Consider the following 13,614-nt stretch of genomic DNA (forward strand, 5'->3'; position numbering starts at 1 on the left):
GCTGATGGTCCGTTTTCGGGAATCGACAATCAGACGCGCGCTTGTGAAGCACCTCGCCGGCTGTCCCGACGAGCATCGCACGTCCATCCATAGTCGGGTTGCTGCGGAAGACTGGACCGCCGAAATCTCGCCGAAGAAGGCGGTCCGTATTGTTGCACATAACTATATTCGGCATCATCTCACGGACTATGAAGGCCTGATGCGAAAATACCGGCTATCACGGGGCGAAGCCCGCATGGTGGTCAAAGGGGAAGTTGACGATATCTTTCATGATTGGACCAATGTTGTAATGAGCCGCTTCGCCGCCACCTTCGCCAAGCCCCACCCCGCGCTCGTCGCGTTCATCACCGCGGGCGACGGCGATACCGCCGCGAACCTCGACGCGCTCGTCGCGGGGGGGGCCGATGTGATCGAACTCGGCATGCCCTTCACCGATCCGATGGCCGACGGCCCCGCGATCCAGGCGGCGAATTTGCGCAGTCTCGCCAAGGGGACGACCACCGCCGATATCTTCGCGATAGCGACAGCTTTCCGTGCACGCCATCCCGACACCCCGCTCGTCCTGATGGGCTATGCCAATCCGATGACGGTGCGCGGCGCCGACTGGTTCGCCGCCGAATGCACCAAAGCGGGGGTCGACGGGATCATCTGCGTCGACATCCCGTCGGAGGAAGACCCCGAACTCGGCCCCGCGCTGCGCGCCGCCGGGGTCGACCTGATCCGCCTCGCGACGCCGACCACCGACCCCGCGCGCCTGCCCGCCGTCCTGGATGGCGCGGGCGGCTTCCTCTATTATGTCAGCGTCGCGGGCATCACCGGCCAGCAACAGGCGGCGCAGGCGAGCATCGACGAAGCGGTCGCGCGGCTGAAAGCCGCCACCGACCTGCCCGTCGCGGTCGGCTTCGGCGTCCGCACCCCCGACCAGGCGGCGCAAATCGCGAAGGTCGCCGACGGCGTCGTCGTCGGTTCGGCGTTCATCGACATCATCGCCGAGCATGGCGACGCCGCCGCGCCTTATGTCGAGGACTTCACCCGCACCCTCGCCGATGCTATTCATAGCGCCAAGGAGATCGCCGCATGAGCTGGCTCGAACGCGTCCGCAACGCCCTGCCCTTCGCGGCGAAGCGCGATACCGCCGACAATCTTTGGCACAAATGCCGCGAGTGCCAGCAGATGGTGTTCGTCAAGGAATGGGCCGACAATCTCAACGTCTGCCCGCGCTGCGACCATCACGACCGCATCGGCGCCAGCGAGCGGTTCCTGCAATTGTTCGACGGCGGTCTGCACGAAATCCTCGCCGCGCCGCCCGCGCCCGAGGACCCGCTAAAGTTCCGCGACACCAAGAAATATGTCGATCGCATCAAGGCCGCGCGCGCCTCGACCGGCGACCGCGACGCCTATCAGAACGCCTTTGGCCGCATCGGGGGCCACCCGGCGGTGGTCGGCGTCCAGGATTTCGCCTTCATGGGCGGCTCAATGGGGGTCGCGGTGGGCGAAGCCTTTGTCGCCGGGGTCGAGGAATCGATGCGGCGCGGTGCCCCCTACATCGCGATCACCGCCGCGGGCGGCGCGCGGATGCAGGAAGGCACGCTGTCGCTGATGCAGATGCCGCGCGCGACCGTCGCGCTCGCGCGGCTGCGCCGGGCCGGCCTGCCCTATATCGTGCTGCTCACCGACCCGACGACCGGCGGGGTCACCGCGAGCTATGCGATGCTCGGCGACGTCCAGATCAGCGAACCCAAGGCGCTCATCGGCTTTGCAGGCCAGCGCGTGATCGAGAATACGATCCGCGAAAAATTGCCCGAGGGGTTCCAGCGCGCCGAATATCTGCTCGATCACGGGATGATCGACATGGTGGTGCACCGCAAGGAATTGCCCGCAACGCTGGGCCGGTTGATCGGCTATCTGGCGCCCGAGAAGGCGGCCTGACGACCACAACATCGTCATTGCGAGCGAAGCGAAGCAATCCAGTGTCGCATAAACCGCCCTGGATTGCTTCGCTTCGCTCGCAATGACGAAGTGATTTAGAGCAACGATCATGCCCGACCACGCGCACAGCGCCGATCCCGCCGTCCAGGCCCAGCTCGACCGCCTGACCGCGCTGTCGCCGGGGCGCGACATTCTCGGCCTCGACCGCATCGCCGAGATTTGCGCACGCCTCGGCGATCCGCAAGATCGCCTGCCGCGCACTTTCCATGTCGCGGGCACCAACGGCAAGGGTTCGACCTGCGCCTATCTCCGCGCGATCCTCGAAGCGCAGGGGCGCCGCGTGCACAGCTACACCAGCCCGCATCTCGTGCGCTTCAACGAGCGCATCCGGATCGCGGGAACGCTGATCGACGATGCCCATCTCGCGTCGCTGCTCAAAGAAGTGCTCGACGTCGCCCACGACCTGCAGGCGAGCTTCTTCGAGATCACGACCGCTGCCGCCTTCCTCGCCTTTGCGCGCACCCCCGCCGACGACTGCATCATCGAGGTCGGCCTCGGCGGGCGGCTCGATGCGACGAATGTCATCCCGGCGCCCGCGGTGTGCGGGATCGCCTCGCTCGGCATCGACCATGAGGCGTTCCTGCTGGCACCCGAGGCGGGCACCCCCGACGACCCCGCCGTGCGCATCGCGTGGGAAAAGGCCGGCATCTTCAAGCCCGGCGCGGCGCTCGCGACGCTCGCTTATCCCGAACCGCTTATGCGCATCATCGGGGATCGCGCCGAAGCCGTTGGCGGTTCGCTGTTTTCCGAAGGGCGCGACTGGAGCATCGAGACACAGGACGAAGGCTTTCGCTGGACCTCGAAATTCGGCTCGATCGCCGCCCTGCTCGAAACGCGGATGGCCGGCGCGCACCAGCAGCGCAACGCAGGCCTCGCGATCGCGATGCTCAACATCGCCCCGCATCCGCGCCCTGACGAGGCCGCGGTGGCGCAAGGCGTCGCCACCGCCTTCTGGCCGGGCCGGATGCAGAAGCTCGCCGACGGCCCGCTCACCCGCCTTCTACCCGCCGGCACAACCGTCTGGCTCGACGGCGGTCACAATCCCGACGCCGGCAACGCGCTCGGGCGCGCGCTGGAGGACCATGCGCCGCTCCACATCGTCTGCGGCCTGCTGAGCAACAAGGACGCGACGGGCTTCCTGCGACCCTTCGCCAACCGCATCGCATCATTCCAGGCGGTGCCGATCCCGGGACACGAGCATCACGATCCCAAGGATCTCTGTCATTGGGTGCAGAGCGATCTGGGGATCATCGACGCACAGCCCTGCGCCGATGTCGTGGCGGCGCTGTGTCATATCGCGGCGCACCGACCGCCGGGCGAGGTGCTGATGTGCGGGTCGCTGTACCTCGCGGGGGTGGTGCTGGGCGCCAATGGTGAAGTGCCGATTTGAGGGGCGGTTTGGGGTGGAGAGCACACGCCTATTTCATCGTCATCCCCGGCTTGACCCGGGACCCGCCTTCCTTCTTTCGCCGCCGGATCAAAGACAAGGCAGGCCCCGGGTCAAGCCCGGGGTGACGGGAAAAGGAGCGTCGCGTTCCACCCAGGAACCGCGCTACCCTAGCTCCGCGAGCATCCGTTTCGCCCAGCCATACATGTCAGCGTTGGTCTTGAGCATTGCCGGCGGCGTGCGTTGCATCCGCATCTCGACCTCTTTCAGCACCGACCGCGCGCCGGCCTTGTCACCATCGGCGATCAGCAGCGCCGCGATCCGGCAGCGTACCTCGTCGCCTGGTACCCGGTCGACGATCGCCCGGTACAGCGCCAGCGCATCGCGGGTCCGCCCGTCGAGTTCGGCGACCTTCGCGCGCAGCAGATCGCGCCGGTCGCGCTCCGATTGCGATCCGGTTTCGGGCAGCCGGTCGAGCGCCGCCAGCGCATCGGCGACAAGACCGGCGTCATATGCCGCCTCGGCGATCCGCATCCCGATCGCGCGGTCGGTATGCGGCGACATGCGCTCGGCCTCGCGAAACTGTTTCAAGGCCTCGTCATAGCGTTCGCGGATCATCAGCGCGTCGCCATATTCCAGCCGGTTGGCGATCGTGTCGCTGAACGCTACCGCGTCGCGCGCCTCGCGCACCCGGCGTTCGGGATCGATGCTGTCGGCGATATTCGCCTGCACCTGCCGCACCCGCCGGTCGCGCGACAGGTTCGGCATGATCTCGACGATGAAATAGGCGAGCATGCCGATCATCGGCAGGAAGGCGATCGCCATCACCCACGCCGTGTTCCGCCCGTTGCGGAAGACATGGACGATGCAGGCGACCTGCAGCGCGATGGTGACGCCGATCCAGAGCATGGTCAGCCCACCGGCTTGGGAGCGGCTTCTTGGTCAACATCCACCTTGCCGGCTGTGCCGACCGACAGGTCGACCAGCCCGCTGCGCATCATCCACCAGAACAGCAATATTCCTGGCAGCGCCGCGACGACGGTGAAGAGGTAGAAGTTCACATTGCCGAACTCCTCCATCATCGTACCCGCGGTCGTACCCGTCAGGAAGCGCCCCACGACGCTCGCCGCCGAGCTGATCAGCGCATAATGCGCGGCGGTGAAGCGGAGGTCGCACAGGGCCGAGAAATAGGCGACGACCACAACGCCGCCGATCCCGCTCGCGATATTCTCGAAGCCAATCGCGCCCGCGAGGCCCCAATTGCTGTGCCCCGCCATCGCGAGCAGCGCGAAACTGAAATTGCTCACCGCCATCAGGATCAGGCTGATCAGCACCGACTTCTTCATGCCGAGCCGGGCATAGAGGATGCCGCCGATGAAAATGCCGATCAGATAGGCCCAGAAACCGATACCGACGTCATAGATGGCGATCTCGTCGTTGCTGAATCCCAGGTCATCGAGCAGCAGGCGCAGCGTCAGCTGGCCCAGCGTGTCGCCGATCTTGTGAAGAAGGATGAACAGCAGCACCAGCCACGCGCCATGGCGGCTGAAAAATTCGGTGAACGGGCCGACGATGCCGGCGACGATGCCGGGACGCCCCTCGCGGGTCACCGCGTCGCGGTGTCGCTCGGGCTCACCGACCCAGAAGGCGGCGATCACGGCCGGCAGGGCGAACAGCGCGCAGGCCAGATAAGCCGCTTCCCATCCCTGTCGTGCCGCCAGAAACAGCGCCAGCCCGCCCGCGCCTGCGGACCCCAGCCGCCAGCCATATTGCGACATGCCCGATCCGACGCCAAGCTGTTCGGGCTTGAGAATCTCGATGCGATAGGCGTCGATGACGACGTCGAACGTCGCGCCGGCAAAGCCGACGAGGACGGCACCGACGGCCATTTCGAACAGCGCGGCGAATTCGCCTTCGTGGCCAAGTCCGAACAATTGCATGAATTGGCCCACCGGCGACCCACCGACGTTGGTTGGATCGACCAGCGCAAGGTTGCCAACCGCGAGCATCACCAGCGCTGCGGTCAGGATCAGCCACGACACGCGCTGACCGAGACGGCCAACGACGGGAAGGCGCACCGCATCGACGACCCACGCCCATAGAGGCTTGAGATTATAGACGAGGAACGCGAGCGAAAAGGCGGTGATGGACGATTTCTGAAACCCGTCCTGCGCCAGTCGCGTGGTCAGCGTCGCCCCGATCATCGCAAAGGGAAAGCCCGACGAAATGCCGAGAAGCAAGGCAGCCAGCGGCGCGCGCTGAAGATAGGGGCGGATACTGTCCGACCAGCTCTGGCGCGGCGGCGTCACGGTTTCAGGCTGCAAGCTCGTCTCCCCTTCCCGCCACGCGGAACCTCGAAGACGGGCCTAAAGCCTCGGGGTCAAATTGGAAGCGCCTATTTGGCGGCCCAGCGCTGAACCGTTCGGCTTACGCCGCCTCGGGCCGCCAATATGTCGTCAGCCCGCTCACCTTGCGCGGCGGCGCCTCGTTCTTGCAGCTCATCGCCTCGAGCGCCCGCAGCGCCGCGACCAGCGCCGACGCGCTGTGTGGCTTGTTCAGGCAGGCGAGCGCGATGTCGGCGGCATCCTCGGGGCATTGGCCGGTGACCAGCAGCACCGCGATGCCGCGATCGCGCGCCAGCCGCGCGACGTCGCGCCCGGTCATGTCGCCCGCGAGTCCCAGATCAAGCACCAGCGCGTCGATCTGTTCGACCGCCATCAGCGCCACCGCCGCCTCGCCCGAATCGACCGAGGCGATCACGTCGTAACCGCTGTGTTTCAGCGTCCGCTCATTGTCGAACGCGACCAGCGGGTCATCCTCGATGACCAGCAGCCGCTTGATGCACGACGGGCGGGGCGCGAACAGCATGATGACTCCCTTTATCGGCGACATGACGCGCTGATACCCTTCCTGCAAGCCGGCTTTTGCGCACCATCGACGAAGCGGTGCATTTCCGGCTATGAGCGTGGTCACAGCGCAACACTTTGCCCCGAATAACGACAAGAAAGCCGTTTCCGTTCCCATGAAATCACCCCGCCCTCCCCGATCGGGACCGCGCGCCGCGCGCCCCGCCGACGACAAGCCCGACGCCCCCCGCGGGCGCCGCGCCGCGCGCGTCGCCGCGCCCCCGCGCAAAGCCAAAGAGGCCGAGCCCGAGCATGAGGACGGCCCGCAGCGCATCGCCAAGCTGCTCGCCCGCGCCGGCGTCGGGTCGCGCCGCGACGTCGACCGTATGGTCGAGGAAGGGCGCATCGCGCTCAACGGCCAGATCGTGGTCCACCCGGCGCCGCTGCTGACCTCGCTCGAAGGGCTGACCGTCGACGGCAATCCGGTCGCCAAGCCGGTGTCGACGCGCCTCTATCGTTTTCACAAGCCCGCGGGCTGCATCACCGCGGCGCGCGATCCCAAGGGGCGCAAGACGATCTATGATCTGCTGCCCAAGGGCCTGCCGCGCGTCATGCCAGTCGGCCGCCTCGACTACAACACCGAGGGGCTGCTGCTGCTGACCAACGACGGCGAGTTCAAGCGCCAGCTCGAACTGCCCGCCAGCGGGGTCGAACGCACCTATCGCGCCCGCGCCTTTGGCGAGATCAGCCAGACGCAGCTCGAGGAACTGGCGATGGGGATCGAGATCGAGGGCGTCCGCTATGGCAAGATCATCGCCAACCTCGAACGCCGCACCGGGCGCAACCAGTGGGTCGAAATGACGCTGACCGAGGGCAAGAATCGCGAAGTGCGCAAGGTGCTCGAACATTTCGGGCTGCAAGTCAGCCGCCTGATCCGCACCCGTTACGGCGAGTTCAGCCTCGAAGGGCTTGGCATGGGCGACGTCGACGTCGTGCCGCGCGACGATCTGTTCAAATTCCGCCGCCACCTCGGTTCGGGCAAGCCCTGATGCGTGTGATTTCGGGAGAATGGCGCGGCCGCAAGCTGATCGCGCCCAAGGGCGACGCCACGCGGCCGACCGCCGACCGCACGCGCGAGACCCTGTTCTCGATGCTCGCGAGCCGCCTCGGCAGCTTCGAAGGGCTTTATGTCGCCGACCTGTTCGCGGGATCGGGCGCGCTCGGCATCGAGGCGCTGTCGCGCGGCGCCGAGCATTGCCTGTTCGCCGAGCAGGACCGCGACGCGCTCGATGCGTTGAAGGGCAATCTCGCCGCGCTTGGCGCCGCCGCGCGTGCGGATGTGCGCGCCGGATCGGTGCTCAGCCTCGGCCCGGCGAAACGCAGCTACGACCTGCTGCTGCTCGACGCCCCATACGCCACCGGCGCCGGCAGCGTCGCGCTCGACAAATTGAACCGCCTCGGCTGGATCGCGCCCGAGACCTGGGTTTCGGTCGAAACCGGCGAGAAGGAGGCCATCGAGGTCGCGGGCTTCGAGATCGATGCCGAACGCAAGGTTGGCAAAGCGAAGCTCACGCTGCTCCGCTCCGTCTAAGTCCTCCCTGCGGCATAGCCGCGAGGAGGATTCAGGATGGGCGCCCGCGCACCATCGCCAGCCCGCCGAAACTGATCACCCCGGCCAGCGCGAGATACAGCCCGACCGCCGCGGTGCCGCGCCAGTCGCCCAGCGCCTGCGCGACGATGGGTGCGGCGGCGCCACCCAGGATTCCGCCAGCGTTGAAGGTCATCGACGCGCCGGTGTAACGCACCTCGACCGGGAACAGCCCGGTCAGCCAGGCGCCGAGCGGGCCATAGACCAGCCCCATCACGAACAGCGCCGACGCAAGCCCGGCGAAGATCAGCCACCACGATCCCGACGCCAGCGCCGGCCCGAACAGGAAGCCGATCAGGATCGTCGCCCCGCAGCCCCAGGTCAGCACCTTCTGCGCGCTTGCCGCGTCGCTCCAGTACCCGGCGACGATAATCCCTACCGCCATGAACAGGATCGCGCCGAGCTGGATCAGCAGGAACTGCTCCTTCGGATAACCGAGCGTCGTCGTCCCATGCGCGAGCGCGAAGCTGGTCGAGAGATAGAAGATCGCGAAACAGGCGACGACCGCGAAGGTCCCCGCGAGGGTCGGCAGCAGATGGCGATTCAGGAGTTCGCCGATCGGGACGCCGACGGGCCGATCCTGTTCGAGCGCCTCGGCGAAATCGGGGGTCTCGCCGATCTTGAGCCGCACCCACAGCCCGAGCCCGACGAGGATCGCCGAGAGCAGGAAGGGGATGCGCCATCCCCATGAAGCGAACTCGGCATCGCTCATGCCCAGCCCGAGCAGCAGGAACAGGCCATTCGCCGCGATGAACCCCACCGGCGCGCCCAATTGCGGCACCATGCCGAAACGCGCGCGCCAGCCCGGCGGCGCATTCTCGACCGCGAGCAACGCCGCCCCGCCCCACTCGCCGCCGAGCCCGAACCCCTGACCGAAGCGCAGGATGCAGAGCAACAGCGGCGCGACCCAGCCGACCATCGCATAGGTCGGCAGGAAGGCGATCAGCAGCGTCGATATGCCCATCAGCATCAGCGACGCCACCAGCGTCGACTTGCGCCCGATCCGGTCGCCATAATGGCCGAACACCACCGCCCCGACGGGCCGCGCAAAAAAGGCGAGGCCGAAGCTCATGAAGCTCAGCATCAGCTGCGCCGACGGCGATTCGGACGGAAAGAACAGCGGCCCGAACACCAAGGCGGCGGCGGTGCCATAGATGTAGAAATCGTAGAATTCGACCGCGGTGCCGACGAGGCTCGCGGTCAGGATGCGCCGATGCTTGCGATAGGGTGCCAGATCCATGGCGACCAACCCCTCCCCTTGATGGTTTTATCCGCCTTGGACGCACTGGCCCGCACCACGCAAGCCCGATGGCGCTCCAACGCCGCCGCGCCTATCGGTCTTTCCCCGGTATCCGCGCCCGCAACCCTTGCAATTCCCGCCCCGACAAAGGCGGCAGCGACGCCGCCGCTTTGCCGTCGCGCAGGCGTTTGCGGTCCTTTTCCGACGGCTCGACGCGGCGGACCCTTACCGGCGCATACCCCTGCGCCTTGATGCCCAGTTCCTCGGCGGCAGCGCGCGACAGGTCGATGATCCGGCCTTGCGCAAAGGGGCCGCGGTCGTTGACCCGCACGATGATCCGCCGCCCGCTGTCGAGCGCGGTCACCTCGACATAGGTCGGCAGCGGCAGCGTGGTGTGCGCGGCGGTGATCCAGCCGGGCCGGAATGGCTCGCCATTGGCGGTGCGGTTGCCCGATTCGTTGCCGTACCAGCTGGCGTAGCCGACCGCGTCATAACCCGGCGCGGCGGCGGGCACATAGGTGGTGCCGCGAACCGCATAGGCCGGGCCGATCCGCACCGGCGTGTCGCTGACCGGACGAAAATTGCCGCCGGCGCAGGCGGTCAGCAGCAGGGCCGCCGATGCCGTGCCCGTCAGCCGGAGTATGGGATAGGCTCGCATCGGGGTGACGGTAGAGGCGAAGATGGCCGGGATAAAGAGGGAGGTTGGGTTTGAAACCACGCTCAATTTCCGTTCGTGTCGAGCGAAGTCGAGACACCCATCGGGAGTGCATGCCTTCGGGGTGTCTCGACTTCGCTCGACACGAACGGGATTGGAGGGCGGCGCGGGCATAGCGATCCTCCCCGTGCCGGGGAGGATCGCTATGCCCGCCACCGATCGCCGGCGATCACCCCCGCAACCAAATCCACCCCTCCCCGCTGGACAGCGCGCGCGCTGTTCCTAATCGTTCGCGCGTGAACGATACCCCTGCCTCGATGCCCGACCTCGCCCGCCCCGCCCCCTCGGACCCGCCCTATCTGCGCGGCCTCAACGGCCCTCAGCGGCAGGCGGTGCTGACCACCGAAGGCCCGGTGCTGATGCTCGCGGGTGCGGGCACCGGCAAGACCGCGGCGCTCACCGCCCGCCTCGCGCATATCATCGCGACGCGCCGCGCCTGGCCCTCCGAAATCCTCGCGGTCACCTTCACCAACAAGGCGGCGCGCGAGATGCGCGAGCGGATCGGACGGATGATCGGCGACGCGGTCGAGGGCATGCCCTGGCTCGGCACCTTCCACAGCATCGCGGCCAAAATGCTGCGCCGCCACGCCGAACTCGTCGGGCTGCAAAGCAATTTCACCATCCTCGACACCGACGACCAGCTCCGCGTGCTCAAACAGCTGATTCAGGCCGAGGGACTCGACGAGAAGCGCTGGCCGGCGCGCCAGCTCGCGGGGCTGATCGACAAGTGGAAGAACCGCGGTCTCGTCCCGTCCGACCTCGACGCCGCCGACAAGGAAGCCTGGGCCGACGGCAAGGGCCAGCATTTTTACGCGCTCTATCAGGCGCGGCTCAAGACATTGAACGCCTGCGATTTCGGCGACCTGCTGCTCCACATGCTGGTGATCCTGAAAACCCACCGCGACGTGCTCGAGCAGTATCAGCAACGCTTCAAATATATCCTCGTCGACGAATATCAGGACACCAACGCCAGCCAATATCTGTGGCTGCGGCTGCTGGCGCAATCGCGCAAGAATATCTGCGTCGTCGGCGACGACGACCAGTCGGTGTACAGCTGGCGCGGCGCCGAGGTCGCGAACATCCTGCGCTTTGACAAGGATTTCCCGGGCGCGACCGTCATCCGCCTCGAACAAAATTATCGATCGACCCCGCAGATTCTTGCCGCCGCCTCGGCGCTGATCGCGCAGAACAGCGGTCGGCTCGGCAAGACGTTGTGGACCGAGCTTGAGCCCGGCGACAAGGTCCGCGTCGTCGGCGTCTGGGACGGCCCCGAGGAGGCGCGCCGCGTCGGCGAGGAACTCGAAACGCTCCAGCACCGCCGTGTCTCGCTCGACCGCGCCGCGATCCTCGTCCGCGCCCAGTTCCAGACCCGCGAGTTCGAAGACCGCTTCATCGCGATCGGCATGCCGTACCGCATCGTCGGCGGTTTCCGCTTTTACGAACGCGCCGAAATCCGCGATGCCCTCGCCTATCTGCGCCTCGTCCAGTCGCCCGCCGACGACCTCGCCTTCGAACGCATCGTCAATGTCCCCAAACGCGGCCTCGGCGACAAGGCGATCCAGCGCATCCACCAGTTCGCCCGCGCCGAACGCGCGCCCTTGCTGCAGGCGGCGTCGCAGATCACCGAAACCGACGAACTCACCCCGCAGGCGCGACGCCAGCTCGCCACGTTCGTCGCGCAGATGCGCGGCTGGCGGACCAAGGCGAACGACCTGTCGCACCCCGAGCTGACCCAACTGATCCTCGACGAATCGGGCTATACCGCGATGCTGCAGGCCGACCGCAGCGTCGAGGCCGCGGGCCGCCTCGAAAACCTGTCCGAACTCGTCCGCGCGATGGAGGAATATGAGTCGCTCGAGGCGTTCCTCGAACATGTCAGCCTGGTCATGGACCGCGACAATGACGACACCACCGAGACGGTGACGATCATGACGATCCACGCCGCCAAGGGGCTGGAGTTCGACCATGTATTCCTTGCAGGGTGGGAAGACGGCGTGTTTCCGTCGCAGCGCTCAATGGACGAAGGCGGCATCGCCAGCCTCGAGGAAGAACGCCGCCTCGCCTATGTCGCGATCACCCGCGCCCGCGTGCGCGCCAGCATCTATCACGCCGCCAACCGCCGCATCTACGGCCAGTGGACGAGCAGCATCCCCAGCCGCTTCATCGCCGAAATTCCGCCCGAACATGTCGACAGCGAAAACAGCTTCGGCGGCGGCCAAAGCCTGTGGCGCGCCAACTGGTCGGCGCAGGGCGATCCGTTCGCGCATGTCGCCGAGCGCAACCCCTCGCGCACGATGACGCGCGGCCCCGCCTGGCAGCGCGCCGTGGCAGGGTCGACGACGATCACCCGCGCTCCCGCACCCAGCGAACGCGGCCCCGCCGCCTCGGTCGGTGCCAAGCCGCGCGCCGACCTCGCGATCGGGATGCGCGTGTTTCACGAGAAGTTCGGTTACGGTGAGATCGTCGATATCGACGGCAACAAGCTGGAGGTCGAATTCGAGTCGGCTGGCAGCAAGAGGGTGCTCGACAGTTTTGTGAAGGCGGCCTGACGAAGGCTGTTTTGGCGGGATCGATTGCCCGGGTATTGGCGGTGGAGAGGGAACGTTCGAGAAATGAACGGATACCCCCATCCCGCAGGCGGGAGGGGCAGTGAGACTTACGAGCTTGCTCGTTAGTCGCAGCGGGGTGGGCAATCGCGCCGCTGCTGGCCCACCCCCAACCCCTCCCGCCTGCGGGAGGGGAGTCAGACGGCAACTCTCACCCGAAACCGGTCCCATTCCGCTCCAATTCCGCGCCCCACAAAATCCATTGTCAACCAGATCAGTTATGATACTCCATATCGTGCGGCCAACGAGTCGCATCTTTGGGAGAGTCTCATGAAAACCAAGCTCTTGGCGGGCGCGATGGCGCTCGTGCTGGTCGGCTGCGGCCAAAAAGCGTCCGAGGAATCGGCGGCGAGCAGCGCCCCCGCCGCCACCGAAATGGTTTCCGCCGACGCCGCCGGCGGCCCCGACGTCGCGATCACCGCCGCTCCCGGGGTCGCCTTCAACTATCGCTACGCCTTCCGCCTCGACGACGACCGCATCGCTGCGGTGCAGGAGGAACATGCCGCCGCCTGCGAAACGCTCGGCGTCGCGCGCTGCCGGATCACCGGCATGGATTACCGGCTGATCCGCGACAATGAGGTCGAGGGCCGGCTGGAATTCAAGCTCGACCCCGCCATCGCCCGCAAGTTCGGCAAGGATGCGATCGCCAGCGTCGCCAAGGCCGAGGGCGTGCTCGCCGCAGCCAATATCACCGGCGAGGACGTCGGCGGGCAGATCAGCGATTCGCAGCGCCGCAGCGCGGGCCTCGCCGACGAGATCACGCGCCTCGAAACCCGACTTAAACAGGGCGGGCTAGGCGACCGCGAACGCACCGAACTCCAGCAGCAGATCGCCGGGCTGCGCCAGCAACTCGACGGTGAGCGCGAAACGCGGCGCGGCGGCGAGGTCCAGCTCGCGACGACCCCGATGGTCTTCGACTATCAGGGCACCGGCGGCCTGCCCGGCATCGGTTACGGCAATCCGTTCAGCGACGCGGCGAACATGCTGGTGCGCAGCGGCAGCACCCTGCTCTCGTTCGTCCTCGTCGTCGGCGCCGCGGTCCTGCCCTGGGCGCTGTTCTTCGCCGGGCTGCTGCTGCTGTGGCGCACCCCGCCGGTCGTCGCGGTCCGCAGGTGGTTGGTCGGCAAGCGCGCCGCGCCTTCGGCAACGCCGCCGCCGGAAATCTAGGCCCACCGCTTCTTGC

The 13,614-nt window shown here is 66.9% G+C and carries 12 protein-coding genes and 1 pseudogene; 8 read left to right on the forward strand and 5 right to left on the reverse strand.

The genetic code is table 11. The features are described from left to right. Nucleotides 1–4: 4 nt before the first annotated feature. The 4 genes and pseudogenes from EEB18_RS22855 to EEB18_RS19375 form a co-directional block, all read left to right on the forward strand. Nucleotides 5–265 (forward strand): annotated as a pseudogene (locus EEB18_RS22855) (DUF2293 domain-containing protein); the annotation flags it as partial. A 24-nt stretch (nucleotides 266–289) separates the two neighbouring features. After that, nucleotides 290–1,081 (forward strand): tryptophan synthase subunit alpha, encoded by a 792-nt coding sequence (trpA, locus tag EEB18_RS19365; protein ID WP_262408012.1) that lies wholly within the window; start codon nucleotides 290–292, stop codon nucleotides 1,079–1,081. Continuing rightward, a complete protein-coding gene (accD, locus tag EEB18_RS19370) occupies nucleotides 1,078–1,929 on the forward strand; it encodes an acetyl-CoA carboxylase, carboxyltransferase subunit beta (protein WP_056351863.1) in 852 nt (283 codons plus the stop codon). The genes trpA and accD overlap by 4 nt, the downstream gene beginning before the upstream one ends. Before the next feature lie 109 nt (nucleotides 1,930–2,038). Beyond that, nucleotides 2,039–3,379 (forward strand): bifunctional folylpolyglutamate synthase/dihydrofolate synthase, encoded by a 1,341-nt coding sequence (locus EEB18_RS19375; RefSeq protein WP_187141446.1) that lies wholly within the window; start codon nucleotides 2,039–2,041, stop codon nucleotides 3,377–3,379. A gap of 162 nt (nucleotides 3,380–3,541) precedes the next feature. Here the strand turns inward: EEB18_RS19375 and EEB18_RS19380 are convergent, their stop codons facing one another. The 3 genes from EEB18_RS19380 to EEB18_RS19390 form a co-directional block, all read right to left on the reverse strand. Beyond that, entirely contained in the window at nucleotides 3,542–4,285 is a 744-nt protein-coding gene (locus EEB18_RS19380) for a tetratricopeptide repeat protein (RefSeq protein ID WP_187141447.1), read from the reverse strand. Nucleotides 4,286–4,287: 2 nt separating this feature from the next. Beyond that, complete coding sequence (locus tag EEB18_RS19385; protein ID WP_262408013.1) at nucleotides 4,288–5,700, reverse strand: MFS transporter; 1,413 nt, start codon at nucleotides 5,698–5,700, stop codon at nucleotides 4,288–4,290. Nucleotides 5,701–5,803: 103 nt separating this feature from the next. Beyond that, a complete protein-coding gene (locus EEB18_RS19390; protein ID WP_056351872.1) occupies nucleotides 5,804–6,244 on the reverse strand; it encodes a response regulator in 441 nt (146 codons plus the stop codon). 154 nt (nucleotides 6,245–6,398) lie between these two features. Here EEB18_RS19390 and EEB18_RS19395 point away from each other — a divergent pair, with 154 nt between their 5' ends. Together EEB18_RS19395 and rsmD are read left to right on the forward strand one after the other, a co-directional pair. Then, on the forward strand, nucleotides 6,399–7,271 hold the full coding sequence (locus tag EEB18_RS19395) for a pseudouridine synthase (RefSeq protein WP_187669028.1): 873 nt from the start codon (nucleotides 6,399–6,401) through the stop codon (nucleotides 7,269–7,271). After that, entirely contained in the window at nucleotides 7,271–7,813 is a 543-nt protein-coding gene (gene rsmD / locus EEB18_RS19400) for a 16S rRNA (guanine(966)-N(2))-methyltransferase RsmD (protein WP_187142472.1), read from the forward strand. Before EEB18_RS19395 ends, rsmD begins: the two co-directional genes overlap by 1 nt. Before the next feature lie 31 nt (nucleotides 7,814–7,844). On the opposite strand, the gene EEB18_RS19405 is transcribed toward rsmD, so the two are convergent. Beyond that, nucleotides 7,845–9,110 (reverse strand): MFS transporter, encoded by a 1,266-nt coding sequence (locus tag EEB18_RS19405; protein ID WP_187142471.1) that lies wholly within the window; start codon nucleotides 9,108–9,110, stop codon nucleotides 7,845–7,847. 91 nt (nucleotides 9,111–9,201) lie between these two features. Continuing rightward, nucleotides 9,202–9,768, reverse strand: a complete 567-nt coding sequence (locus tag EEB18_RS19410; RefSeq protein WP_187142470.1) for a septal ring lytic transglycosylase RlpA family protein — start codon at nucleotides 9,766–9,768, stop codon at nucleotides 9,202–9,204. A gap of 314 nt (nucleotides 9,769–10,082) precedes the next feature. Here EEB18_RS19410 and EEB18_RS19415 point away from each other — a divergent pair, with 314 nt between their 5' ends. Together EEB18_RS19415 and EEB18_RS19420 are read left to right on the forward strand one after the other, a co-directional pair. Further along, complete coding sequence (locus tag EEB18_RS19415; RefSeq protein ID WP_187669122.1) at nucleotides 10,083–12,374, forward strand: ATP-dependent helicase; 2,292 nt, start codon at nucleotides 10,083–10,085, stop codon at nucleotides 12,372–12,374. 327 nt (nucleotides 12,375–12,701) lie between these two features. Further along, the gene (locus EEB18_RS19420) at nucleotides 12,702–13,598 is read left to right on the forward strand and encodes a DUF4349 domain-containing protein (protein WP_187142240.1); all 897 of its coding nucleotides are present in this window, start codon (nucleotides 12,702–12,704) and stop codon (nucleotides 13,596–13,598) included. Nucleotides 13,599–13,614: the final 16 nt, after the last annotated feature.

The sequence above is a fragment of the Sphingopyxis sp. OPL5 genome (assembly GCF_003797775.2).
Lineage (GTDB): Bacteria > Pseudomonadota > Alphaproteobacteria > Sphingomonadales > Sphingomonadaceae > Sphingopyxis.